The following is a 24841-nucleotide window of genomic DNA, read 5'->3' on the forward strand; positions in this document are numbered from 1 at the left end:
CACCGCCCGTCGTCGGCTACTTGTAGTAGCAGGACTTGACCGTGCCGAAGATCGGGTCGCCGCCGAACGCGGTCTGGTTGCAGCCGATGCCGCCGGTCGCGGTCTTGTAGAGGAACGCGCCGCTGGCCCCGTACGCGACCGCCCTGGTGCCGGTGAACGTGCAGGTGCCGGTCTCGCCGACGGCGCAGGACGTCCAGCCGTTGCCGGGTGGCTGCGGCGAGCTGTCGCAGTGCTTGACGGTGCCGAAGATCGGGTCGCCGCCGAACGCGGTCTGGTTGCAGCCGATGCTGCCGGTCACCGTCTTGTACAGGTAGGAGCTGCCCGCCCCGTACCGGACCACGGCCGTGCCCGAGACCGCGCAGGTGCCGTTCTCGGCCACGGCGCAGTAGGTCCAGCCGGAGGCGCTGCCGCTGACCGTGGTCTGGAACTTCAGGCTCCGGTTCGTCTCGGCCGTCCAGGAGCCACCGCTGTTCTTGTACGCGCTGCCGCCCGACGGATACGGCGCGTTCTCGTTGAACGCCCACCCGTACAGCCCGGACGTGGTGGTCGAGCGTGCCACGATGCCGTAGCGGGTGCCCGCCGTCACGGAGATGTCGGGGTTGACGGTGACCGCGCGCGGTGACCAGCCGATCGACGCGGCGGGCACGGTCACGGTGTAGAGCGGTGACCCGGTGGGCTGGAAGGACGCGCTCGCCAGGTAGATGTCGAAGGTCAGCCCGGCGTTGGGGCTGCCGGTCTGGAACGTCGTCAGCGACGCGCTGGTCAGCGTGCCGCTGCGGGAGGGCACGAACGTCTGGATGCGCGATACCGGGCCGATGTCGGCCCAGCGGCGGAAGCCGGTCACCCCGTCGTGCTGGTCGAGATCCGCGATGGGGTCCTGGGCTCCGGCCGCGCCGGTGGTCAGCGGCAGTGTGACCGTGTTCTGGCAGGTCATAGGGCTGATCGCGGTGCCGGAGAAGGTCAGCGGCGCCCAGTAGAAGTTCGCCAGCGCCTCGTTGGGCGCGGCGTTGTTCCACAGGTCACTGCCGTAGAGGTAGGCCGTGCCGCTGGTCAGGCTGATCGGCGTGACGAACGACGGCTGGCCGCCGCACGAGTTCGGGCTGATGTTCGTGCCCCCGGACCAGGTGCCCAGCGGCGAGGTCGCGGTGCGGTAGGAGGTTCCGGTGCCGGAGCAGTAGCCGCAGTTCGGGTCGGAGTACGTCAGGTAGTAGTTGCCGTTGCGTTTGAACAGTGCCGGGGCCTCGGTGGCGCTCGGCGTCACCCGGACGAAGCTGCCGGTGCCCGACAGGTAGCTGGCGTTGAGCCGCTCGACGACGATGCCGCCGCCGCTGACCCAGTCCGTGTAGGCCAGGTAGGCCGTGCCGTCGTCGTCGACGAACGTGTCGTGGTCGCCGTTCTTCAGGCCGCTGGCGGGCGGCCCGCTGTTGACCGCCACCGCCGGGTCGGCGACCTGGGTGAACGGGCCGGTCGGCTGGGTGCTGGTGAAGACGTGGAACCCGCTGACGTTGTCGTAGCTGTTGATCCACAGCACGTATCTGCCGGTGGTGGCGTTGTAGACGACGTGCGGGCGGTAGCAGCCGTAGGTGTTGCCGTTGCAGCGGGTCTGCCAGGTGGCGGTGGTGGCGTCGAACAGCTGGCCCCGGTCGGTCCAGTGGACCAGGTCGGGTGAGGAGTACACCTTGAACCCGCAGAACGGAGACCCCGCGCCGTTCCAGCGGTAGCCGCAGTCGTAGCTGGTTCCGTAGAGGTAGTAGGCGCCGCCGAACAGCGCCAGGTCGCCGTCGTGGGCGTCGACCGCGTTGCCGGCCGTGTCGAAGCGGATGACCTGGTTGCCGGCGGCGTCGAAGTTGGTGATCGTGGTGGTGTGGGCGGCACCGGCCTGCGGGGCGGGCCCGGCGAGCAGCTGGGCGGCGATCAGCAGCGACAGCGCGCCCGCGCGGGCGAGCCAGGTGCGGTGGCTTCTTGGCATGCGGCTCTCCAACTAGGGCGCGAGGTAGCAGTTCTTGGCGGTGCCGTACACGGGGTCGAGGCCGAAGGCCGTGTTCGTGCAGGCGGTTCCGGCGCTGAGGGACCGGTAGGTGAAGCGCCCGGCCGCGCCGTAGGCGACGGTGCGGAATCCGGTGAACGCGCAGGTCCCGTTCTCGGCGGCGCAGGCCGCGCCGTAGCCGGCGGGTCCGCCGGTCGCCACGTAGCAGGCCCTGGCCCCGTCGCCGGGTGGGGTGCCGCCGAAGCCGGAAGCCGTGCACGGCACGGGTGCGCTCGCCTGGCGGGTGTGGAAGCTGCCCTGGTTGCCGTACATGACGGTGGTGGGTCCGCTCACCGCGCAGGTTCCGCCCTCGGCGGCGCACTGCTGCCAGCCGCCCGCGGGTGCTCCCGGACCGGCGAGGTAGCAGGATTTCAGCACGCCGGGCAGCGGGTCACGGCCGAACGCGGCGACACCGCAGGCGGTGGCTCCGCTGGCCACCCGGTACGCGAAGGAGCCCGCGGACCCGTAGGCGACGGTGCGGGTGCCCGTGAACGAGCAGGTGCCGCCCTCGCCGGCGCACGAGGTATAGCCGGACGGGCCGCCCGCCGGTGCCAGGTAGCAGGATTTCAGCACCCCGACGGCGGGGTCGCCGCCGAACGCCACGATTCCGCACGGTGTGGTGCCCGTGGCGGTCACGTACCGGTAGGCACCGGCCCCGTAGGCGACGGTGCGGGTGCCGGTGAACGCGCATGTGCCGCCCTCGCCCGCGCAGTACGTGTATCCGGCGGGCAGTCCTTCGGGCACGTACGCCCCGGCGGTGTTCACGTCGGTGGTGAACTTGAGGTCGCGGGCCGTCTCGCCGGTGAAGCCGCCGCCGCCGTTGGTGCTGTAGCTCTCCGATCCGCCCGGGTAGGGGTTCGCGTCGTTGTACTCGAAGCCGTAGCAGCCCTGCGTGGAGGCGGTGTGCAGCCGTGCGGTGTAGCTGTGCCCGGCGGTGACGGCGACGTTGGGGTGCACGGCCAGCGCCGAGGGCGCCCAGCCGACGGTGGCCGGGGCGAGCGACGACGATTGCAGCAGCGCCCCGGTGGCGGTGTCGACGATGTCGACGGTCAGCGGCAGCGTCGGCTGGTCGCGCTGGAACGTGGTCACCGCGACGCTGGTCAGCAGGCCGGTGCGGGACGGGGTGAAGCTCTGCTGCCGCCACACGTCGCCGCTGATGTCGCAGTAGTGGCGGAATCCGGCGAACCCGCTGTGCTGGTCCCGGTCCGGCGACGCGTTGTAGCCGCCCACCGGCGTGCCCGGAAGTGTCACGGCAGCGGTGTCGGCGCAGGTGAAGCTCTGCAGCGTGCCCGCGCCGTCGAAGGCCAGCGGGCCGAGGTGGAAGTTGGCCAGGGACTGGTTGGGGTTGCTGCCCGCGGGCAGGTTGGCCACCCACCGGTCGGCGACGAAGAGGTGGTCGGTGCCGCCGGTCCGGGTGATCGGCAGGACGGCCAGGGGCTGGCCGCCGCAGTTGTCGGCGTTGACGATGCGGGAGCGGTTACGCGGCTGGGGCCGGTTGTTGTTGATGTCGAACCCGTTGGGGTCGTACCAGATCCCGGACCACGGTCCGAGCATCGACGTGGCGGTGACCTCGCCGGTGGATCCGGCGCAGTAGGCGCAGGTCGGGTCGGACATGAGCACGTGGTAGACGCCGTCGCGCTTGAACGCCGCGAACGCCTCGACGTTGCCGAGCCCGAGGCGGACGTACTGCCCGGTGGTGTTGAGGTAGTCCGGGGTGAGTCTCTCCACGACCATGTCGGCGGTCAGCCCGGCGCCGACGATCGTGGTGTTGTGGATGACGTACGCGCTGCCGTCGCTGTCGGCGAACAGGGCCGCGTCGACCGCGCCGCCGACGGCGAGCGCCGGGTTGGCCCGGCGGGTGAACAGGCCGGTCGGCGCCGGGCTGGTGAACACGCCGTAGCTGTTGCCCAGGCCCATGTCCGCCCACATGACGTAGGTGGCGGTGGACTGGTTGTAGATCACGTGCGGGCGGAAGCAGTACCGGCACTGTCCGGGCGCGACGATGTAGCCGCGGTCGGTCCAGTGCACCAGGTCGGGCGAGCTGTAGGCCTTGAAGCCGCAGAAGCCGCTGGCGTTGGGACCGGCGTTGTAGGTGTATCCGCAGCTGTAGCTGGTGCCGTAGAGGTAGTAGAGGTCGCCGACCTGTAGCAGGGATCCGTCGTGCGCGTCGAGGGCGTTGCCGCCGGTGTCGAACCGGCTGAGCTGGTGTCCGGCGCTGTCGTTGTTGACCAGGGTGACGACGGTGTCGGCGTGCGCCGCACCCGGTATGAGCCAGAGCACGGCCATGACCGCGCAGGCCACTGCCGACAGTCGCCGCATGGGTACTCCTTCGATGTGGTGGGACGGCCACGAAGAGCACTTTTCTTGAAACGTTTCAAGCCTCGATGTTCTCAGCCTAAAGTCAGGAATGCGAATAGGTCAAGGCCACGGGGATACGCCGACGGCCGTACAGGCGGATGTCCGAGCGACGTTCTTGACAGGCCGACCGCGTCGACCTAGCGTCGTGGCTCAAACTTGAAACATTTCAATGTCGCGTCAGGAGCCAGCATGCTGACCGAGCCGCAGCCGGGCATCACCCGGATCGCTCCCCGCAAGACCCGCGTCGGCCTCGTCTCGGGCGGCCTCGGCGCGTACTGGCCCCAGTTCCCCGGCCTGCTGCCGCAGCTGCAGGAGTCCGCCCGCCGCGTCGCGCAGCGGCTGTCGCAACTGGACTGCGAGGTCGTCGACGCCGGGTTCATCTCCGACCCGCACGACGGAGCCGCGGCCGCCGAGACCCTGCGCCGGGCCGACTGCGACCTCGTCATCGGCTTCCTCACCACCTACATGACCGCCAACATGCTCGTGCCGGTCGCCCAGCGCACCGGTGCCCCCGTGCTGCTGCTCAACCTGCAGCCCACCGAGGCGATGGACCACGCCACCTTCGACACCGGCGCGTGGCTGGCCTACTGCGGCGCCTGTCCGCTGCCGGAGATGACCAACACCTTCCGCCGCTGCGGCATCGACGTGCGGTCGGTGTCGGGCTACCTCGAATCCGACGCCGCCTGGCTGCGCATCGGACGGTGGGTCACCGCGGCGGGCGTGCGCGCGGCGTTCCGGCACGGCCGGCACGGGCTGCTCGGCCACCTGTACCCCGGCATGATGGACGTGTCGACCGACCCCACGCTGGTCACCGCCCAGCTCGGTGGGCACGTCGAGATCCTGGAGATAGACGATCTGCGGGTACGCACCGAGAAGGTGACCGAGGACGAGACCCTGGCCCGGATGGACCTGGCCCGCGAGGTCTTCTCCCTCGACGGCACCGTGGCCGACGACGACTTCCGCTGGGCCGCCACGGTCTCGGTGGCCATGGACCGCCTGGTCGAGGACTTCGCGCTGGACTCACTGGCCTACTACCACCGCGGCCTGGACGGCGAGACCCACGAACGCGTCGGCGCGGGGCTCATCCTCGGCGCGTCGCTGCTCACCGCGCGCGGCATTCCCGCGTGCGGCGAGTTCGAGCTGCGCACGTCGCTGGCGATGCTACTGATGGACCGCCTCGGCGCGGGCGGCTCGTTCACCGAACTGCAGGCGCTCAACTTCACCGACAACGTCGTCGAGATGGGCCACGACGGCCCCGCGCACCTGGCGATCAGCTCCAGCCGGCCGATGCTGCGCGGGCTGGGCGTCTTCCACGGCAAACGCGGCTGGGGCGTGTCGGTCGAGTGCGACGTCAGCCACGGCCCGGTGACGCTGTGCGGGCTGGCGCAGGACAGGCACGGCCGGTTCTCGCTGGTCGCCTCGCAGGGCCGCGCGGTGCCCGGTCCGCTGCTGGCCATCGGCAACACGTCCTCGCGCGTCGACTTCGGCCGCGACCCGGGCGAGTGGACCGACGACTGGTCGGCCAGCGGAATCGCCCACCACTGGGCGCTGGGCACCGGTCACCGCGTCGCCGAACTGCGCGCGGTCGCCGAACTGCTCGGCCTGCCCATCACCGTCGTCTGAACCGGCACCGGCGGACCGAGACGGTGCGCCGATCGGGGGAATACCGGACGCGGGCGGCGTGTGCGCTTGGCGGCGGGCGGTCGTCCGGGCACCCTGTAGCGGTGCTCGGCCGGGAACGTGCCGAGGTCTCAGCTGGGAGTTGGTCATGGACCTGGTGCAGGAGTACGTGCGGCGGTACCTGGTCGCGCAGCGTGAGGCGGAGCGCAGCCTCGCCGAGGCGATCGAGAAGCTGGAGGCCAGCGGCCACCGCATCATCGACGGCGGGCAGACCGGCCAGACCACCTGGCAGTACACCGACTGGCACACCGGGGAGATCCTCGCCAGCGGCGACGACCGCACCAGCGACGACGCGGCCCTGCGCGCGCTGGACCCCGACGAGGCGTTCCTGCACATCGACGACATCGCCCGCCAGTCCGCCGAGCCCGAGAACCCGGGCATCCCGCAGAGCCTCGCCACGGCGCTGGAGGACTGGGTCGACCTGCTGACCACGCCCGACGAGGACATCGCCCGGTTCGTGGGCTGGACCCCGCAGGACGTCGCCGCCGCCAGGTGAGCGCCTGCTGTTCCCGCCGCCGATCTGCCCCTGGCTAAGTCGCTGTCAGCAGATCGCCTTGGTGGGCGGCCCCCTCGGGCCTGATCGTGGAGGTGAACGACCCGAGGGAACAGGAGCGCACACATGGGTGTCACCGCCACGCTGGACGACGAACTCCACAAGAGGCTGCTGCACGAGCGGATCATCGTGCTGGGATCCGACGTCGAGGACGAGAACGCCAACCGGATATGCGCCCAACTGCTGGCGCTGTCGGCCGAGGACCCGCGCCGCGACGTCGCGCTGTACCTGAACTCACGGGGCGGTTCGGTGCTGGCCGGACTGGCCGTGTACGACATGATGCAGCTCATCCCCAACGATGTGATCACCGTGGCGATGGGGCTGGCGGGCAGCATGGCCCAGTTCCTGCTGTGCGCCGGGACGCCCGGCAAGCGCTTCGCCCTGCCAAGCGCGCAGATCCTCATGCACCAGGGTTCGGCGGGGCTGGGCGGCACCGCCGCCGACGTCGAGATCTACGCCGGTCAGCTGGAGCGGCTCAGCACCATGATGAGCCAGCTGACCGCCGAGCACACCGGCCGGCCGGTGGCCACGATCATCCAGGACGGCCAGCGCGACCGCTGGTTCAGCGCGCAGGAGGCGCTCGACTACGGGATGGTCGACCACATAGTCGCCCACGTCGACGACATCCGCCCGCGCGTGGTCAAGCAGCGGATGGGGGTCTGAGCCATGGGCCAGTACACGATTCCCACCGTCGTCGAGCGGACCTCGCGCGGCGAACGGGCCTACGACATCTACTCCCGGCTGCTGTCGGAGCGGATCATCTTCCTCGGCACGGAGATCACCGACGACGTCGCCAACGTGATCATCGCGCAGTTGCTGCACCTGCAGTCCGAGAGCCCCGACCTCGACATCTGGTTCTACATCAACTCACGGGGCGGCTCCTACAGCGCGCTGACCGCGATCTACGACACGATGCAGTACGTCCGCCCGGACGTGGCGACCCTGTGCGTCGGGCAGGCGTCCTCGGCGGCGGCCGTGCTGCTGGCGGCGGGCACGGCCGGTAAGCGGGCGGTGCTGCGCCACGCCAAGGTGGTGCTGCACCAGCCGTCCACCGAGGAGGGCTCCTTCGACGTGGCCCAGGGCACCCTGCCGGATCTCGCGGTCCGGGCGCGCGACGTGTCACGGGTGCGGGCCGAGATGGACGACATCCTCAGCCGCCACACCGGCCACTCCGCGGCGACGATCCGGCAGGACCTCGACCGGCACAAGACGTTCAGCGCTGGCGAAGCCGTCGCGTACGGCCTCGCCGACCAGGTCATCACCACCGTGAAGGTGCCGCCCAGAGACTAGGCGGCCAGGGCGTAGGCGTCGCCGGCTCGCCGGGTCGGCGACGCCACGTCGTACCGCCCGACGGGCGTCCGGCGGACCGGCACCACGGTGACCACCCCGTCGGCCGACGAGATGTGGAAGGCGACGGCGACGAGCAGGTCCGCCAGCTCGATGCCCAGCGCGGCGCACAACGCCGCGAGCACCTCCGACGAGATCTCCTTGAGACCGCGCTCGACCTCGGACAGGTAGGGCATCGAGATCCGCGCCACCAGCGCCACCTCGGCCAGCGTCCGTCCCTGGTCGAGGCGCAGGCGGCGCAGTGCCTCGCCCAGCGCCGTACGCAACAGCACGCGGCGCGCTGGCGCCTGGGCGTGTGCCCGCTCCGCCGGATTCAGCATGGATCGTTTATAACCCGGCCGGACCCGGCCGGACAGCCTCGTTCGCTACCGGCAGAGCGCGGGTGGTCAGATCACGGCGAGGAGTTCCTTGGCCAGCGGCCCGGCCGACGCCGGGTTCTGGCCGGTGTGCAGGGTACGGTCGGTGACCAGGTACGGCTCCCACATCGGGCCGCGCGAGTAGTTGGTCGGCAGGTTCTTCAGCTCGTCCTCCAGCAGCCACTTGGCCTTGTCGGCGAGGCCGACCCCGGCCTCCTCGTCGTTGGTGAAGCCGGTGAGGCTGTAGTTGGCGAACGGCGTGTCGCCGTGTTCGTCACGGGTGGCCAGAATCGCCGACGGCGCGTGGCAGACGATGCCGAAGTGCTTGCCCGACGCGAGCGCCTCCCGCAGCAGCCTGGCCGAGTCGGCGTCGTAGGCGAGGTCCTCCATGGGTCCGTGGCCGCCCGGGTAGAACACGGTCGCGTAGTCGGAGAAACGCGCGTCCTTGACGGCGATCGGGTAGCGGAGCTGCTCGGCCGCCTCGATGACCGCTTCCTCCTGCAGTGCGGCCTGCTCGCCGCCCGCCATGCTGGGCCGCAGGCTCATCACGTCGACGGTGGGGATCACGCCGCCCGGCGTGGCGACGGTGACCTCGTAACCGGCTTCGGTGAACGCGGTGTAGGGGGCCACGAACTCCTCGGCCCAGTACCCCGTGGGATGGCGGTGACCGTCTTTCATGGTCCAGTATTGGGCGCCGCTCAGCACCATCAGAATTTTCGCCATGAGGTTCGCGCCTTCCGGTGAGATGGTGGCTCTACGCCCACGCCGGGCATGCACAAACCATCACGAACACGCCTGGGCCGAGACGTAGGCCAACAAAAGCGATCAAAGTTCGAGTATAGGCACCGGCTCCGTCCCGCTGTCGGCGAACACCCGATCACGCGGGCGGCCCGCGGTCACCACGCGTACGGGATGATCAGCGCGATCAGCTGCAAACCGGCCGCTGCCACCGTGCTGACCCAGTTCCCAGCATCGCGCCGGGGGGCCAGTGCCCCGCCCGTGGGCAGCAGCAGGATCCCCCCGGCGAACAGCAGCCTGAACACGGCCTCCGCCCGCACGTCGGCGTGCTCGGCCCGGGCCCGGCCGGCGCTACTGCTGGGCCTGGGGGTCCTGCGGCTGGGCGGAGGCCACGTACCGCTCCGGGTCCTTGTCGCGGAAGACCAGCCCCCGGCCGTCGGGGTGCTCGCCGTAGAAGGCCAGCCACTGCTCACCGAGCTTGGCCCGCAGTTCGACGCTGGCATGGCGGCGGAAGTCGGGCAGCCCCTCGTCCTCCTCCTCGCCGAGGTGCTCGGTGTTCTCCCGGCGGGCCTGCCAGACCGCGGCCCACCACGGATCGCTGCCGACCTCGTGCCTGCGCGACTCGGCGATGGCATCGCGGATCTTGTTGTGGTCACGGATGGCGTCGAGGCTCTCCTCCTCGGCGTCCTCGCCGCCGCGCCGCAGCAGATGGGGATAGAGGATGACCTCCTCGGCCTCGGCGTGGATCTCCAGGTGCAGCGCCAGCGGCTCCCACACGGCACGCATCTGCCCGGTGTCCGAGGCGTCGTCGAGGCGCGCGAAGCCCCGCCGGAAGGCGGCATGGTCGTCGAGGATCAGCGCGGTGATGTCGTCCATGCCATCCTTCTACCGCAGAATCCGCCCGGCAAACGCCCGCCACACGCATGCGCCGGAACCCGGACGGCTGTCGCCCCGCCCTGGTCGGGGCCAGGCGGTATCGTGCTGCCCCATGCAGCAGAACGCGATCATCTTCCACGGCACGGGCGGGTCGCCGGAGATCCTCTGGTTTCCGTGGCTCGGCACGCGCCTGCGCGAGCGCGGGTACGCCGTCGACATTCCCCACTACCCCGGCATGAACGCCGAGCCGGTGGCGACGTTGTTGCCGAAGGTGCTGGCCGCCCACCGCTTCGACGAGCAGACCGTGCTCGTCGGCCACTCCGGCGGCGCCGCGTTCCTGCTGGCGCTGCTGGAGAACCTCGACGTCACCGTCGCGCAGGCGATCCTCGTGGCGGGGTACGCGACCAGGCCCAACGACTCCGACGAGCCGGTGCTGCAGGAGACGTACGACTGGGCCGCGATCAGGGCGCATGTCCGCGACATCTACTTCGTCAACGCCACCCACGATCCGTACGGGTGCGACGCCGCGCAGGGCCGCGCCATGTTCGAACGTCTCGGCGGCACGCAGATCATCCGCGACGACGGGCACTTCGGGGACTACGACCAGCCGTACGACACCTTCCCACTGCTCGACCGGCTCATCGGCTGACCGGCTGCACCGGGATCACGGCCGCGGGCGGCGGCACCGGCCGGGCATGCCGGAGACTGCTGGTGAGCAGCAGCGTCACGACCAGCGACAGCAGTGCCAGCAGCGCGACCGCCCAGTGGGTGGGCAGTACGTCGGCGAGCAGCCCCGCGAGCGCGGCGAAGACCGCCTGCCCGGTCATCATCCCGTTCTGCTGCAGTCCGAGCGCCTGGCCGCGCGCGTCCGGCGGGCAGCGTTCGACCAGCCACTCCTGCAGCGGCAGCGAGGCCGCGAACCCGACCGAGGCGGCCAGCGCGAGCAGCATCGCAGGGCCGAGACCCGGGTTCAGCAGGAAGGCCAGGTACGGCAGGGGCAGCAGCAGCCGTAGTGCGAGCACGCTGCGTCGACGGGTTTCCGGTGACAGGAACCTGCCCACCACCACGTCACCGGCGAGCATGCCCGCGGCGCCCGCGGCGAACAGGAAACCGGCCCGATCTCCGGCGTACGGCAGGAACAGCGCCTCGCAGCCGACGACGATCCCGCTGGGCAGCCACAGGTTGAGGTACAGCCCACGGCATCGCGGGTCGGCCCACAGCTGCCGGTTGACCCGCATGGTCCGCGCCATGGTGGCCCGCTCGCCGGTCCGGGCGGGGCGCTCCCGCAGGCCGAACCACGTCATCGCCGCAGCCAGCGCCCGCAGCACGGTCGCGATCAGGAACACCTGGTCCGGGGCGAACCATACGAGCAGGAGCCCGCCGGTCCCGAAGCCCGCGATCTGCATCACGCCGACGCTCGCGTTCATCGTCGACCGGGCCAGCACGTAGCCGCCGGCAGGGAGGATGTCGTTGAGCAGCGACCACCGGGCGCCGCCGGTGATCGAGCCGACGTACGCGACCAGCGCGATCACGGCGAACCGCAGCCAGATCGGCAACCCCGGCACGGCCTGCACCGCTGTTCCGGCAGCCGCGACCAGCGCGGCGAGGGTCAGTGCCCGGCGCGGCGGCAGGCTGTCGGCGGCGGACAGCAGGGTCAGGCTGCCGACCACGCCTGCCAGCGGCGCGCCGAACATGCTCAGCGCGGTGAGCGCCGCCGAACCGGTCACGGCGTAGGTCAGCGAACCCAGCGCGAGGGCGGAGGTGGTGTGCGCGGCGATGCCCGCGCAGTTGGCCAGGAACAGGCTGCGGAACTCGCGGACGGCGAACAGTTCCGAATAGGTTCTCACGTCCATGATGCTCGGGTGCCGCGTCGCGGGCTCGGTAGAGTTACGGCTGGAGGCGAAACGATGTCGGTCTGGCACGTGCCGGTGGACCTGCTCGCCCGGAGCCGGTTCGCCCTCTCGCCGATGACCGACACGGTCGCCGCGTGGCGGGCGCTGCACCGTCCGCGCGGCCTGTGGCAGCACAGCTGGCGGCGGCCGCATCTGGCCGCGTACCAGCAGATGCTGTCCCGGCGTCCACTGCTGCGGGCTCTGCTGGCGGCGAGTTTCGGACGCCACTGGATGGCCGACTTCTTCTCCATGGCGCCCGCGACGGCGGCTCCGACGTTCGCCGAGGAACTCGCGGCGCTCGCCGCACGCCCCGACGAGCAGATCCGCGCCGATCTGCGGGCGACCCGGCCGGGGCCGCTCGACGACGTGCTCGCCGCCGGCGGGCTGACCGACGAGCTCGTGTTCCTGCTCGACTGGGTCTGGACGCACACCGTCGGTCCCGAGTGGCCCGCCCGGGAGCAGCGGCTGCGGGCCGACGTCGTGGCGCGTACCGCCGTGCTCAGCGCCGAGGGCTGGGCCGGGGTCCTGCCCGACCTGGCCGGCACGATGCGATGGCTCGGCGAGGGCCGGCTGCTCGTCGACGACCTGCACGAGCCTCCGCTGCCGCTCGACCGCGCCGAGCAGCTGGTCTTCGTTCCTGCGCACACCGTGCGCGGCTGGGTCCTCTGGGACCAGCCGACCCGTTTCGGCATGGTCTATCCCGTCCGGGGCGTCCTGGCCGACACCACCTCGCCGGTGCCGGACGGGCTGGACCGGATGATCGGCCCGAACCGGGCGGCGATCCTGCGCCGGCTGGCCACGCCGGTGAGCACGTCACACCTGGCCGCATTGACCGGTCTGTCCATCGGCTCGGTCGGCGACCATCTGCGCGTGCTGCTCGACGCGGGTGCGGTCGCCAAACGGCGATCCGGTCGCGAGGTGCTCTACTGGCGCACCCCGCTCGGCTCCGCGATGACCGGCGCGCAGCCGTCGCCGCCCGGCCCGGCCCGCGCCGACGGCGACAGCGACGTCGTCGGCCCGTAGGGCGTGGCGGAGATCGCGCCTCGGCGAGCACAGTCAAGGCTCCCGACGGCCGAGACCACACGTCGTCGACCGTCGCGGTTCGGCGTTCATCTCACGTCCCCGGGCCGCGACCCGACAATCCTTTGCGCAACGCCCGGCGGCCGATCGCCGGCCGAGGAAGCGGGACGGCGACGTGACTCGATCCGGTGACCCTATCGATCGCGCGCCGGTTCTGGTGTACATATCGGAGCGTGAACGAGATAGCTGATCTGCGCCGGGAGCTGTCGGGCGCGCTCGAGGCCGCGCGCCGCTGGGCGTTCGACGACTCGAACCTCGACGTCGACGACGATGTGCTGGACGAGAAGTGGGCCCGGGACACGCTGCTGACCCTGCGTCAGCTCCAGACCCGCGCCTCCTCCACAATGATCAACATAGCCTTCGTGGGCGGATTCTCGTCCGGCAAGAGCTTCCTGATCGGCGCCCTGCAGAACCGCCTGGAGTACGAACAGGTCGTCGACGATTCCCAGGACATCACCGCCGACCAGTACCTGGGCCTGCTGTTCTCGGCACCGCAGCAGACCACGGCCTGCCCGGCGACCGTGGCTCCCATCGGCGCGGACAGCGGATTCGACGGCTCCGAGCGTGGTTTCCTGCGCGTGCGTTTCACCGACTCCGACGCATGGGAGGACGTGGGCCACTCGCCGCCGCCGGCCGTGGTCGCGGCGTACACCACGCAGATCCCCGACTACACCATCAACCGCCTGAGCGCGCAGCACCGCTCGCGCAAGGTCGCCGAAGTGGAGATCCTGCTGGCCGACGCGGACCTGCCCGCGAAGCTGTACGACCTGCCCGGACACGGTTCGCTGGAGCCCGAGCACGATCAGATCTCGGCACGGGCCTGGGCCGACGCCGACTGCTTCGTCTTCACCACGCAGGCCACCCAGACCATCGGCCTGGCCGAACACGAGGTGATCAGCCGGCTCTACGAGCACCACCTCAACACGGGCAAGCGCATCATCTGGGTGGTGACCGGCATCGACCGCGCCAACGTCGCCCGCCTGACCGACAACAAGGTGGCCTGGCAGGAGACGGTCGAGAACAACAACCGGTACCTGCGGGACAACTTCAAGGCGTCGCAGGGTCAGCTGGACACCTTCTTCGGCCCCGACGGCTTCATCGCCGTGTCCCCCGCCTGGGAGGCGCAGGGCAACTGGCGCAAGGCCGAGGGTGAGGAGAAGTCCGGCGCCAAGATGGTCGCCGCGAGCCGGATGTGGCGGCTGCGGGAGACCGTCGTCGATCTGATCAACAGCGGTACGGGCCGTAAGCACGTCTCCGGGATCAGCCGCGAGGCCCGCTCACTGGTCGCGGTCCGGCACACGCTGCTCGCCGAACTGCTCAACACGGCCCGCACGCCGCTGGAGCGGCTCGCCGCCGAGCGCGACAGCCTGGATCGGCGACGACGCCAGCTGCAGGATGCCATGTCCACGCTGCGCGAGCAGTTGCAGACCTCGCTCATGCCGCACACCCGCAGGCTGGAGCGGCAGTTCCGCGGACTCGACAACTACCTGCACGAGCACCTCGACGATCGGATCCGGGAGACCGATCTGACGAAGGAGAAGGGCCAGCACACCATCGACAGCGAGGTCGCGCAGCTGCTGGCGCAGTGGGCCAGGCAGCACGGGCCGGAGGAGGTCTGGACCGAGGAGGCCGAGCTGTTCACGGCCGAGGTCCTCGACCGGGTGCGGGTGATCCTGGGTGACACGAATCCGTCGGAGCAGTTCCATCCGACGGCGACCCGGGTCAACCTCACCCAGCTCAGGGTCGCCCCGTCGGAGCGCTACCGCTCGTCGGCGCAGGACGTGCTGGAGCAGGTGTCCAAGGTCGTCGGGCTGGCCACGCCGGTGGTGTCGGGCATCGCCGTCGCGGCGGGCCTGGTCACCGGCCCCGTGCTGGCCCTGCCCGCGGTGCTCACCCTCGGTGCAGCGGTCGCGTACGGCGCGATCCGCCGCACCAATGCCCGGGCGACGACCCTGGACATCCTGCGTGATCAGCGGATCAGACAACTCGACGACGTGGCCACGGAGTACCGCGCCATGTACGTGGCCGCCGCGTCGGCGCGGGCCAACGACGTCATCGCCCGAGCGCTGGAGATCCTCGACGGGCGGCTGACCGAGCTGCTGCGCCAGACGACCCTGGCCGACCGGACGCTGGCCGAGCCCGACAACGCCCGCCGGCAGCGCCTGGTCGAGACCCTCGAACCGCATTGCGCGGCCGGGCACAAGGTGCTCTCGTTACTGGACAAGCTCGTCCTGCGGTGACGAGCCGGCCCGCCTGCGCCGCAGGCGGGCCGGCTGGCAGTGCGGCTCACGGCAAGGACGGCCCCGCATCGATCGCGCGATTCGGGGCCGGCCGCCTCGCCCGCGTTCCCGGCCTGCTGTTCAGCTGCCCGGGGAGCCGAGGTAGGCGAGCACGGCGGCGACCCGGCGGTGGGTGTTGGGCTGTTCGTCATGGCCGAGCTTGGCGAAGATCGCGCTGACGTGCTTCTCGATCGCGGATTCCGACAGCATCAGGGTGCGCGCGATGCCGCTGTTGGCCAGTCCCCGTGCCATCTCGTGCAGCACCTGCCGCTCCCGTTCGGACAGCGCGTCCAGGCCGCTGGGCCGGGTGCTGCGGCGGCGGGAGATCAGCGCGTCGACGATGCGGGTGTCCAGGGCGGTGCGTCCGGCGCACACCTCGCGTAGCGCGCGCATGAGCTCGCCGACGTCGCCTACCCGCTCTTTGAGCAGGTAGGCCAGGCCCTCGGTGCCGTTGGCGAGCAGGGCCTGGGCGTAGGAACCGTCGGCGTGCTGCGACAGGACCACCACGCCGACGCCGGGATGGCGGGCGCGGATCAGGTGCGCGGCCTCGATGCCTTCGGTGGCGTGCGGCATCCGGATGTCGGTGATGACCGCGTCGGGGCGCAGCCGGTCGACGGCCTCGACCAGTTCCGGCGCGGTCGCCACGACCGCGCAGACGTCGACCTCGCCGCCGTCGACGAGCAGCGCGCGCAGCCCTTCGCGCAGCAGGTAGTGGTCGTCGGCGAGCACGACGCGCAGTGGTGCGGTCGTCATGGCCGCGCCGGGACCAGGGCGGTGAGGGTCGCACCGGCACCGGGTGCCGAGGTCACCTGCAGTGTCCCGCCGACGGCGGCGATCCGGTCGCGCAGGCCGGTCAGGCCGCTGGCCGCGCCTACCCGGCCGGGGTCGAAGCCGCGGCCGTCGTCGGTGATCCGGACCCGCAGCCAGCCGTCGTCGAGGGCGAGGTCGATGAGGATCTGCTGGGCGGAGCCGTGTTTGAGGGTGTTGGCCAGGGCTTCGCAGACCGTGAAGTAGGCGGCGCTCTCGACCGTGGCCGCGAGGCGGCCGTCGCGCACGCCCGTCCCGCAGGTCACCACCACCGGGATCGGCGATTTCGCGACGCGGCCCTCCACGGCCGCGACCAGGCCCTGGTCGGCCAGTGCCGACTCGTGGATGCCGGACACCAGTTCGCGCAGGTTCTTCAGGGTCTGCCCGGCGTCGGACTGCAGCGTGGTCAGCGTCTCGTCGAGTTTGGCCATGTCGGACCGGCCGAGCTGGTTGCGGGCCAGCGCGATGCGGGTCAGCAGCGCGGCCAGGTCCTGCTGGGCGCCGTCGTGCAGGTCGCGTTCGAGTCGGCGGCGGGCGGTCTCCTCGGCTGTCACCAGCCGCTGGCGGGAGGCGTCGACGGCGGTGAGCTGCTCGTTGAGTTCGTCGGCCAGCCGCGCGTTGGTCAGGGCCAGGCCGATCTGCCGGGCGAGGGTGTCGAGCTGGAGCCGGGACCGCGCGGTGACCCCGCCGCCGGCGGACGGCCCGCAGCAGATGACGCCGAGGTCGTCTGGACCGTGCTGCAGCCGTGAGGTGAGGACCGGCTTCTCCCCCGGGCGCACCGCCCGGCCGACGTGCACCGGGTCGGCTGCGGTCAGCTGGAGCAGCACCCACTGCGCGTTCAGGCCCTCCAGCACCGTACGCGCGATCGACTCGGTGAGCGCGCGGCGGTCCATGGTGTTCTCCAGTGCGTCGCCGAGCCGCCGGAGCAGTTCGTCGCGGGGCACGTCGTGGCCGAAGGCGATGCGTCCGGCGCGCCGGACCAGGGTGCGGCGCAGCGGTTCGAGACCGAGCGCGGCCAGCACGGCGACGATGACGGCGACCCGGAGGTCCTGGCCGCCGACGGTGATGCCGAGCAGGCCCGCGACGGCGACGTACCCGCCGATGATCAGCAGGCAGAGCACGGCGAACGACAGGGTCCGGCGTACGGTGCCCAGGGCGTCGAAGATGTTCGGCGCGGCGATGCCGATGCCCATCGCGACCGGAAGCAGGACGTAGCAGGCGACCGACACCGCGTCGCCGAGCAGCCGCGGCGCCGCACCCGCCTCGGCGACGGCGTTGAACGCGATCCCGAGGACCAGCAGCAGCGCCGCCTGCAGGGGCCAGGCCATCCGGTGGCGCTGTACGGCGTCGAGGCGGCGGTAGCGCAGCGCGGTCACCGCGACGCCCAGCAGGGGCCCGACCGCCAGCAGTCCGTCGTTGACGAACCGGGCCGCCGGGCCGAGCGCGCCCAGCTCCGGCACGTGCCATGGGCTGGCCACCGTCGGCACGGCCAGGCCGTCGGACTCTCCGCTGAACTGGACGATCCAGGCGGGCACGACGTCCGGCAGGGTGATCAGCAGCAGCAGGGGCAGGGTGAGCGCGACCACGGCCAGGCCGCCGACGAGCAGGCGTTCGGCCTTGAGCAGCGGCACCCCGTCCGGGTAGCGGACCAGGGTCGCCACCTGCGAGCACACGAACAGCATGCTGACCGTCTGCGCCACGAGGTTGGCCGACACGAACGCGGTGCCGCCGATGCCGCCGCGTACGGCGACGAGCAGCTCGACCGACACCGCCAGGAACGTCAACGCGACGCAGCCGAACACCAGCAGCCGCAGCGCGGCGTGGTTGCCGGGCTCGCGGTGCAGCGCCCATACCCCGACGAGGTAGGTCGCCAGGAACGACACACTCCATTGCGGTCCGACGCTGCCCATGGCGTCGGCCCTGACCAGCCCGGCGGCGAGTGCCGTCGCGGCGAGCGCACCCCAGCAGGTCAGCAGCAGCCGTACGGCACGGGCGTTCACCACGTCATGGTGGCACGGCACCGGCGGCCGAAGCGATGCGGCCGCTGCCCGCGGCGGGTGTGGAAAACCGCACCGGACACTGTGGCGGGCCGCAGCCGATCGGGTGGCCGGCCCCGTTCCGGACCCTGTCGCGGCTGCCTAGTTTCAGCGGCATGAAACCTGTGATCGGGTCGCCGCTGGACCGGCTGCTGACCGTCTCGCTGCTGCTGTCGCTGGCGCTGACCGCCGTCTCCTCGGTGTGCTACGCGCTGAGCGGCTGGAACGACAGCACCGGGGCGGTGCTGCACATCCTCGGCGCGGCCCTGGGCCCACTAATGATCCTGCGCGTGGCGACGTACCTGGACGGTGCCCCGCTCCTGGCCACTGTCGCGCTGGCCGTCGGCGTCGTCGGCTCGGCAGGCGTCGTCGGTTACGGCTTCAACACCATCGAGGTCGCGCTCGGCGGCATCGACCTCGTCGACGCCACCGGTGCGGCGGTCATCATCAAGCCGCTGGGGCTGTGCTGGCCGCTGGGGTTGCTGCTGCTCGGCGTGGGCCTGCTGCGCACCGGGTCGGTGCCGCGGGCGTACGCGGCAGGGCTGGTCCTGGCGTCGGTGGTGTTCCCCGTCTCCCGGATCGCCAACATCGCCTGGCTGGCCGTGGCCGTCGACGTCGTGCTGCTCGTCAGCCTGGCTGCCGCCGCGTTCGGCGAGCGTGCGGCCAGCCGGGCTGCCGGCGCCACCCCGCCGGTGACCGCGGTCTCCGGCTGAAGCGCCCCGCCGCAAGTGCGACAGGTGCCGTGGAGCCGAATCGGCTCCACGGCACCTGTCGCACCGGGACGGTGTGGCTCGAGGATCAGGGCAGCGTCAGCGGGAGGAGCGGCGACCGAGCAGCCACACGGCGACGACCAGCCCCGCGCCGATGGCCCACGGTGCCGGGTTGGCTCGGATCCGGTCCCGCACGCTCGTGCCCAGCGCCTCCCACTCCTGGGACGTGCGCGGCAGCTGCTCGGCCACGTCGTGGGCGAGCGCACCGGCCCGCCCGGCGACGGCACCGGCGGCCTCGACCGTCGCGTCCTTGGCGGAACCCGCCCTGCCGACGAGGTCCTGACCGGTGGCGGCCAAGGTCTGCTTGACCTCCACCGCCTTCTCGGCGATCGTCGCGCCCGCATCGCCGACGCGGGTGGCGGCATCCTTCGCCGCGGCCTGAAAGTCATTGGTCCTGGCTACCATGTCTACAGATCCTTCCCCTGCTGTCCGTGTGCAGCTCCCCTACCCGATCGCGGCCGCGCCAATCGCGATGGAGGTCACTATCGGCCGGGTGAGCGCGTGCTCGCGTCCGTCCGGGCCGCAATCTCATCCGAACGTGGTGATCGCACTCGGGTCCGCTACCCGGGCGTCGTGGTACTTCTCCTCGGTCAGGCCTGACGTCTGCTCGGCGCGTTCCGGACTGCCTTCGGCCAGGCCGCGGTCGATCGCCTGCCGGGATGCCAGCCACATCGCGACACCGCCCGCGAACACCGCGATCTCGGTGGCGGTCAGCGCCCAGATGATGCCGGGCAGCCCGAACCAGAGGTTGCCGAGCAGCGCGATCGGGACGAACAGCACCCCGTGGCCGACCGACATGACGATCGCGGGCACCGACCGGCCGGCTGCCTGGAACAGCGAGGTGAGCAGGCCCGCGAAGCCGTTGGCGACCATCGCGACGAGCTGCGCGGTGAGGATCGTGACACCGGTCGCCAGGACCGAGCGGTCCGCGGAGAACGCGGCGAACACCTGCTCACGGAACACGAACACGGTCGTCGAGAAGACCAGCACGATGCCGCCGACGGCGACGGCGGAACCGCGCAGCGCCGCGGTGAGACGTTCGCGGTCGCCCTTGCCGTAGGAGTACGCCAGCAGCGGCAGGACACCGATCGTCACGCCCATCACCAGGAACTCGGGCACCTGCGCGATGCGGACCGCGACGCCCATCGCCGCGAGCGCGCCGTCGCCGTAGGCGACCGCCAGATGGTTGAGCACCAGCGTGGTGACGATCAGGAAGGCGGACTGGAGCAGCTCGCCGACGCCGACGCCGAAGACGGGCTTGAGCACGGCGGGCGAGAGCGTGAACCAGCGCGGCGCGAGGCGTACGTACTCGCTGTGCCGGGCCAGCCAGGTGGCGAAATAGCCGACGACGACCAGGTTGGACAGGCCCATGGCCAGGGCCGCGCCGGCGACGCCCCAGTGCATGACGAGGATGAACACGACGTCGAAGGCCACGTTGGCGACGGTGGACACGATGAGCCCGATCATCACCTGGCGGGCCGCGCCCTCGGCCCGCAGGAGCTGTTCGAGGCAGAAGGCCGCGGCGAGCACGGGCACGAAGGCGAGCATCACGCCGACGTACGCCGTGGTGGCGGGCACGGCGGCGGCGTCCGCACCGAGTACGGACACGAGCGGGCGCAGCAGGAGCAGTCCAGCGCCGCCGAACACGGCACCGGCGGCGACCGCGCCCCAGAGCGCGAACGAGGAGACGTGCTTGATCTGACCGGCTTTGGCGGGTTCGTGCTCGGCCGCGCCGAGCAGCCGCGAGATGAGCGCGCCGCCGCCGACGCCGAACACGCCGCCGACGGCCATGACCAGGCCGAGCAGTGGGGTGCCGAAGGTGATGGCGGCGAGCAGGGAGGTGTCGTGCAGCGAGCCGATGAACCCGGCGTTGACGACGTTGTAGACGGCACCGACGACCATGGCGGCGGCCATCGGGACGCACAGGTGGACGAGGGCGCGGAAGATCGGGGCGGCGGACAGGTACCAGCGGTTGGTGCCGACGGCGTCGGCCGTCGCGGGGTGCGTGGTGGTCATGGCGGTTCCTTTTTCGGGCACGGTGGAGCGCACGCCGGGCGAGGGCCGGGCGCGGCAGGTGGGTGGGGTGGCGCGGGCGGGCCGCGCGGGTGGTTACCGGGTGGGCTGCGGCAGCTCGGCGGTGACCTTCGTGAGCAGCGCGTGCAGGGTGGCCCGTTCGGTCTGGTCCAGCGGGGCGAGGATGGTGTCGTCGACGGCGGTCATCGCGGCTTCGAAGCCGGCGATGAGTTCGGCGCCGGTCGGCGTGGCGTAGGCGCGTTTGCTGCGTACGTCGGCGCTGTCGGCGCGGCGTTCGACGAGGCCGCGGCGTTCCAGGCCCTGCAGGAGGCTGGAGACGCTGGCAGGGCTGGTGCGGGTGATCTCGGCGAGGTCGCGCTGAATCGCGCCGGGGTTCTGGACCAGGTAGCCCAGCGCGAAGCCCTGTTCCATGGTGATCTCGCGGGACCGGATCCAGTCCTCCCCCGCCTTGCGCTGCGCCCATCCGATCCAGCGGACCAGATCGAGGATGGTGGTGAGCCTGGGAGCGTCCATGGTTAGAACTCTAATGGTTAGAGCTCTAACTGTCAAAGATCTAACTGATCTCCGCCGTGCCTGGCGTGCACGTGTATGAACCGTGTATCCGCCGTTCCTAAGCTGGCCCGATGGAGCACGTCGACATCGCCGTGCGGTGCCTGCTGGGGGTCGTGTTCCTGGCCGCCGCAGCCGGCAAGCTGCGCAGCCGCGAACGGCGGCGCGAGTTCGCCGACTCGGTGTACGCCGTCGGCCTGCTCGCCCGCTGGGCCGTGACCCCGATCGCGGTGACGGTGCCGGCCGTGGAGCTGGCCGTGCCGGTGCTGCTGGCGTGGCCGCCGACGGTGCTGCTCGGATACGTGCTGGCGGGGTTGCTGCTGGCGGTGTTCTGCGTCGCGATCGCGGCCGTGCTACGGCACCGGCGCACGGTGGTCTGCCGCTGCTTCGGTGCCGCCGGCAGTCCGCTGGGCCGCCGTCACCTGGCGCGCAACGGGCTGCTGCTGGCACTGACGGCGGTGGGCGTGGCGGTCACGGGTTCCGGTGGCGCGGTCGCACCGGCCGGTGTCCTGCTCGCGGTGGCCGCCGCCGGGGTGGCCGCGCTGCTGCTGATCCGCTTCGACGACCTGGCGGACCTGTTCGCCTAGGGCACCCGGCATCCGTTCTGCGAATAGGAGTTCTGCCATGGTCTACCTGACAACCGCCGTCATTCTGGTCGGCGTCATCGGGATGCTCAATCTCGTGTTCACGTTCGGGGTGGTCAAGCGGCTGCGGGAGCACACCGCGGAGCTGACCGAGCTGCGCGAGCACGGCGGTGACCAGATCATGCTGCGGGCCGGTGCCACCGCGGGGCAGTTCCGGGCCGTCGCGACCGACGGCACGGCGGTGGCGCGCGACGAGCTGTCCGGCCGTACGCTGGTGTCCTTCTTCTCCCCCGGCTGCGTGCCCTGCCAGGAGCGGATGCCGGCCTTCCTCGCGTATGCCGCGGCGATGCCCGGCGGCCGGGACCAGGTCATCGCGGTGGTGGCCGCCGAGCCCGACGACGCGGCCGCGTCCGTCGCCGCGCTGAGCGCGGTGGCCAGGGTGGTGGTCGAGCCTGACCACGGCCCGCTGGGCACCGCGTTCGCCGTCCAGGGCTTCCCCGCGATCTGCGTCGTCGACGCCGACGGCGTGATCATCGCGAGCGGCACGACCCTGGACGAACTCCCCTCGCCCGCACTGGTGTGAGCACGCCAGAGCGTCCCACCGGCCGGTGGTCTGCGGTGCGGGCCGGAATCCGGCTGGTCGGGCGGGGCGCGCCGGTGGCGGCCGGAGGTTTCGGGCTGGTCACCCTCGCGGCTGGGGCCGCGCCCATCGCGACCGCCTGGCTGCTCAAGCTCGTCCTGGACGCCGTGGCGGCCGGGGGCGCGAGCCGCGCGGAGGTGCTGTGGGCGGGCGTCGGGCTGGGCCTGGCGGGCCTTGTCACCGCCGTGTTGCCGAGAGTCGGCGACTACCTGCGCGCCCAGGTCGCCCGCAAGGTCGCCCTGGTCGCCGACGACGAGCTGTACCAGGCGGTCGGCCGTCAGGTCGGGCTCGCCCGCCTGGAGGACCCGGTGTTCCTGGACCGGCTGCGGCTGGCCCAGCAGGCGGCGGCGATGCCCGTGCAGCTGGTCGAGGCGGGCTTCGGGCTGGCCCGTGGGGTGCTGCTCGCGGTCGGCTTCATCGGCTCGCTGTGGCCGGTCAGCGCGCAGCTGACCGGGCTGGTGCTGCTGTCGGCGGGGCCGGTGCTGCTCGGCGAGCTGGCGCTGGCCCGGCGGCGGGCCGGGGTGCACCTGCAGATCGGGCCGGCCGAGCGCCGCGAGCTGTTCTACCGGGGCCTGCTCGACAGCGCCGAGGCCGCCAAGGAGATCCGGCTGTTCGGGCTGGCGGGGTTCCTGCGGGAGCGGATGCTCGGCGAGCGGCGCGCCGCCGACCGGACCCTGCGCGGAACCGACCGCCGGGAGCTGGCGGTGCAGGGCGGGCTGGCGCTGCTCAACGCGGTCGTGGCCGGGGCCGGTCTGCTGTGGGCGGTGCGCGGTGCGTACGCCGGGCAGCTCAGCGCCGGTGACGTCGCGATGGTCATCGCCGCGCTCGCCGGAGTGCAGAGCGGCGTCAACGCCATCGTCAACGCCCTCGCGCAGGGCCACGAGCAGCTGCTGCTGTTCGACCACCTGGTCGCGGTCACCACCGCGCCGCCGGACCTGCCGCAGCTCGGCGCGGGTCCGGTCCCGCCGCTGCGGGACGGGATCGAGCTGCGCGACGTGTGGTTCCGCTACAGCGACGAGCATCCATGGGTGCTGCGCGGCGTCGACCTGCACGTGCCGGCGGGGGCGGCGGTCGGGCTGGTCGGGCTGAACGGGTCGGGCAAGTCCACCATCGTCAAGCTGCTGTGCCGCTTCTACGACCCGACCCGCGGGGCGGTGCTGTGGGACGGGGTCGACGTGCGCGAACTCGACGTGGCGCAGCTGCGCCGCCGGATCGGCGCGGTGTTCCAGGACTACATGGAGTACGACCTGAGCGCGGCCGAGAACATCGCGGTCGGTGACCTGACCGCGCTGGGCGACCGGGAGCGGCTGGTCGCGGCGGCCACCCGGGCGGGGGTGCATCCGGTGCTGGACGGGCTGCCGCACGGTTATGACACGTTGCTGACCCGGCTGTTCTTCGGCGAGTCCGACCAGGGCGACGCGACGACGGGGGTGCGGCTGTCCGGCGGGCAGTGGCAGCGGGTCGCGCTGGCGCGGGCGTACCTGCGCGGCCGGCACGACCTGATGATCCTCGACGAGCCCAGCGCGGGGCTGGACGCCGAGGCCGAGGCCGAGGTGCACCAGGCGCTGCGCGCCCATCGCGGCGGGCGGACCAGCGTGCTCGTCTCGCACCGGCTGGGCACGCTGCGCGACGCCGACATGCTGGTGGTGCTGTCCGACGGCAGGGTCGCCGAGCAGGGCACGCACCGTGAGCTGCTGGCGGCCGACGGCGTCTACGCCAGGCTGTTCCGCCTGCAGGCCGACGGCTACCAGGACGACGCGGCGCTCGTTCCGGCGGAGCGGCCGTGATAGCGGCGCTGGCAGCCGCGACGGTCGTGGCGCTCGCGGCCGCCGTGCTGTCGCTGCGGCGGCGCTACCTGCTGGTCACGGTGGAGGGCGCCAGCATGCTGCCGACGTTGCGGCCCGGTGACCGGGTGCTGGTACGGCGCGGTACGGCCGCGCTGCGCCCCGGATGCCTGGTCGTCGCGGGCTGGCCACCCGATCCCGCGCGGGGCGACGGTGATCCGCTCATGGTCAAGCGGGTCGCCGCCCTGCCCGGCGACCCGGTGCCCGCCACCCTGCCCGAGACGGCGGACACGGCCGTGCCCGCCGGGCGGGTCGTCCTGCTCGGCGACAACCCCGCCGCCAGCAGCGATTCACGCCAGCACGGCCTGTTCGCGCTCGCCGACGTACGCGGCGTCGTGGTGCGCCACTTCACCGCCGCGCAGGGCTGACGCGCATGTATCGGGCGTATATCG

The 24841-nt window shown here is 71.8% G+C and carries 23 protein-coding genes and 1 pseudogene; 12 read left to right on the forward strand and 12 right to left on the reverse strand.

The window, feature by feature from the left end; genetic code table 11:
• Positions 1-16: 16 nt before the first annotated feature.
• Both HAV40_RS02970 and HAV40_RS02975 read right to left on the reverse strand, forming a co-directional pair.
• On the reverse strand, positions 17-1969 hold the full coding sequence (locus HAV40_RS02970) for a family 43 glycosylhydrolase (RefSeq protein WP_203671610.1): 1953 nt from the start codon (positions 1967-1969) through the stop codon (positions 17-19).
• 12 nt (positions 1970-1981) lie between these two features.
• Complete coding sequence (locus HAV40_RS02975; RefSeq protein WP_166378697.1) at positions 1982-4345, reverse strand: family 43 glycosylhydrolase; 2364 nt, start codon at positions 4343-4345, stop codon at positions 1982-1984.
• 228 nt (positions 4346-4573) lie between these two features.
• Here HAV40_RS02975 and HAV40_RS02980 point away from each other — a divergent pair, with 228 nt between their 5' ends.
• The 4 genes from HAV40_RS02980 (at position 4574) to HAV40_RS02995 (ending at position 7907) form a co-directional block, all read left to right on the forward strand.
• A complete protein-coding gene (locus HAV40_RS02980; RefSeq protein ID WP_166378699.1) occupies positions 4574-6007 on the forward strand; it encodes an L-fucose/L-arabinose isomerase family protein in 1434 nt (477 codons plus the stop codon).
• Between the two features lie 145 nt (positions 6008-6152).
• Positions 6153-6560 carry a hypothetical protein gene (locus HAV40_RS02985; protein WP_166378701.1) on the forward strand — a complete coding sequence of 136 codons (408 nt, stop codon included), beginning with the start codon at positions 6153-6155 and terminating at the stop codon, positions 6558-6560.
• A gap of 123 nt (positions 6561-6683) precedes the next feature.
• Entirely contained in the window at positions 6684-7280 is a 597-nt protein-coding gene (locus tag HAV40_RS02990; protein ID WP_166378703.1) for a ClpP family protease, read from the forward strand.
• A gap of 3 nt (positions 7281-7283) precedes the next feature.
• Positions 7284-7907, forward strand: coding sequence for an ATP-dependent Clp protease proteolytic subunit (locus HAV40_RS02995; RefSeq protein WP_166378705.1), 624 nt, complete (start codon positions 7284-7286; stop codon positions 7905-7907).
• 131 nt (positions 7908-8038) lie between these two features.
• On the opposite strand, the pseudogene HAV40_RS38275 reads toward HAV40_RS02995, so the two are convergent.
• The 4 genes and pseudogenes from HAV40_RS38275 to HAV40_RS03015 all read right to left on the reverse strand — a co-directional run.
• A pseudogene (locus tag HAV40_RS38275) lies at positions 8039-8284 on the reverse strand (helix-turn-helix domain-containing protein); the annotation flags it as partial.
• A gap of 66 nt (positions 8285-8350) precedes the next feature.
• Positions 8351-9043, reverse strand: a complete 693-nt coding sequence (locus tag HAV40_RS03005) for a type 1 glutamine amidotransferase domain-containing protein (RefSeq protein ID WP_166378709.1) — start codon at positions 9041-9043, stop codon at positions 8351-8353.
• Between the two features lie 173 nt (positions 9044-9216).
• Positions 9217-9363: a hypothetical protein gene (locus HAV40_RS03010; RefSeq protein ID WP_166378711.1), complete on the reverse strand. Its 147-nt coding sequence runs from the start codon at positions 9361-9363 to the stop codon at positions 9217-9219.
• 46 nt (positions 9364-9409) lie between these two features.
• Positions 9410-9934 (reverse strand): hemerythrin domain-containing protein, encoded by a 525-nt coding sequence (locus HAV40_RS03015; RefSeq protein WP_166378713.1) that lies wholly within the window; start codon positions 9932-9934, stop codon positions 9410-9412.
• 112 nt (positions 9935-10046) lie between these two features.
• Here HAV40_RS03015 and HAV40_RS03020 point away from each other — a divergent pair, with 112 nt between their 5' ends.
• The gene (locus HAV40_RS03020) at positions 10047-10583 is read left to right on the forward strand and encodes an RBBP9/YdeN family alpha/beta hydrolase (protein ID WP_166378715.1); all 537 of its coding nucleotides are present in this window, start codon (positions 10047-10049) and stop codon (positions 10581-10583) included.
• On the opposite strand, the gene HAV40_RS03025 is transcribed toward HAV40_RS03020, so the two are convergent.
• The gene (locus HAV40_RS03025; protein WP_203671614.1) at positions 10573-11781 is read right to left on the reverse strand and encodes an MFS transporter; all 1209 of its coding nucleotides are present in this window, start codon (positions 11779-11781) and stop codon (positions 10573-10575) included. The two genes, HAV40_RS03020 and HAV40_RS03025, sit on opposite strands and share 11 nt — an antisense overlap.
• Before the next feature lie 60 nt (positions 11782-11841).
• Between HAV40_RS03025 and HAV40_RS03030 the strand changes: the two genes are divergently transcribed.
• On the forward strand, positions 11842-12849 hold the full coding sequence (locus HAV40_RS03030; RefSeq protein WP_166378717.1) for an ArsR/SmtB family transcription factor: 1008 nt from the start codon (positions 11842-11844) through the stop codon (positions 12847-12849).
• Positions 12850-13079: 230 nt separating this feature from the next.
• A complete protein-coding gene (locus HAV40_RS03035; RefSeq protein WP_166378719.1) occupies positions 13080-15146 on the forward strand; it encodes a GTPase domain-containing protein in 2067 nt (688 codons plus the stop codon).
• Between the two features lie 120 nt (positions 15147-15266).
• Here the strand turns inward: HAV40_RS03035 and HAV40_RS03040 are convergent, their stop codons facing one another.
• Together HAV40_RS03040 and HAV40_RS03045 are read right to left on the reverse strand one after the other, a co-directional pair.
• Positions 15267-15938, reverse strand: coding sequence for a response regulator transcription factor (locus HAV40_RS03040; protein ID WP_166378721.1), 672 nt, complete (start codon positions 15936-15938; stop codon positions 15267-15269).
• A complete protein-coding gene (locus HAV40_RS03045; protein WP_166378723.1) occupies positions 15935-17992 on the reverse strand; it encodes a sensor histidine kinase in 2058 nt (685 codons plus the stop codon). The genes HAV40_RS03040 and HAV40_RS03045 overlap by 4 nt, the downstream gene beginning before the upstream one ends.
• 152 nt (positions 17993-18144) lie before the next feature.
• On the opposite strand from HAV40_RS03045, the gene HAV40_RS03050 reads away from it, so the two are divergent.
• A complete protein-coding gene (locus HAV40_RS03050) occupies positions 18145-18741 on the forward strand; it encodes a hypothetical protein (RefSeq protein WP_166378725.1) in 597 nt (198 codons plus the stop codon).
• Between the two features lie 96 nt (positions 18742-18837).
• Here HAV40_RS03050 and HAV40_RS03055 read toward each other — a convergent pair whose 3' ends face one another.
• The 3 genes from HAV40_RS03055 to HAV40_RS03065 form a co-directional block, all read right to left on the reverse strand.
• Complete coding sequence (locus tag HAV40_RS03055) at positions 18838-19203, reverse strand: hypothetical protein (protein ID WP_166378727.1); 366 nt, start codon at positions 19201-19203, stop codon at positions 18838-18840.
• Positions 19204-19326: 123 nt separating this feature from the next.
• The gene (locus tag HAV40_RS03060; protein WP_166378729.1) at positions 19327-20814 is read right to left on the reverse strand and encodes an MATE family efflux transporter; all 1488 of its coding nucleotides are present in this window, start codon (positions 20812-20814) and stop codon (positions 19327-19329) included.
• Between the two features lie 93 nt (positions 20815-20907).
• Positions 20908-21345: a MarR family winged helix-turn-helix transcriptional regulator gene (locus HAV40_RS03065; RefSeq protein WP_166378731.1), complete on the reverse strand. Its 438-nt coding sequence runs from the start codon at positions 21343-21345 to the stop codon at positions 20908-20910.
• Positions 21346-21455: 110 nt separating this feature from the next.
• On the opposite strand from HAV40_RS03065, the gene HAV40_RS03070 reads away from it, so the two are divergent.
• The 4 genes from HAV40_RS03070 to HAV40_RS03085 are packed head-to-tail and all read left to right on the forward strand — an operon-like array spanning position 21456 to position 24817.
• On the forward strand, positions 21456-21968 hold the full coding sequence (locus HAV40_RS03070) for a MauE/DoxX family redox-associated membrane protein (protein WP_166378733.1): 513 nt from the start codon (positions 21456-21458) through the stop codon (positions 21966-21968).
• Between the two features lie 37 nt (positions 21969-22005).
• Positions 22006-22548, forward strand: coding sequence for a TlpA family protein disulfide reductase (locus tag HAV40_RS03075; RefSeq protein ID WP_166378735.1), 543 nt, complete (start codon positions 22006-22008; stop codon positions 22546-22548).
• A 35-nt stretch (positions 22549-22583) separates the two neighbouring features.
• Positions 22584-24392, forward strand: a complete 1809-nt coding sequence (locus HAV40_RS03080; protein ID WP_239086688.1) for an ABC transporter ATP-binding protein — start codon at positions 22584-22586, stop codon at positions 24390-24392.
• On the forward strand, positions 24389-24817 hold the full coding sequence (locus HAV40_RS03085; protein WP_166378739.1) for a S26 family signal peptidase: 429 nt from the start codon (positions 24389-24391) through the stop codon (positions 24815-24817). The genes HAV40_RS03080 and HAV40_RS03085 overlap by 4 nt, the downstream gene beginning before the upstream one ends.
• Positions 24818-24841 lie beyond the last annotated feature (24 nt).

Source organism: Catellatospora methionotrophica, from assembly GCF_011297335.1.
GTDB lineage: Bacteria > Actinomycetota > Actinomycetes > Mycobacteriales > Micromonosporaceae > Catellatospora > Catellatospora methionotrophica.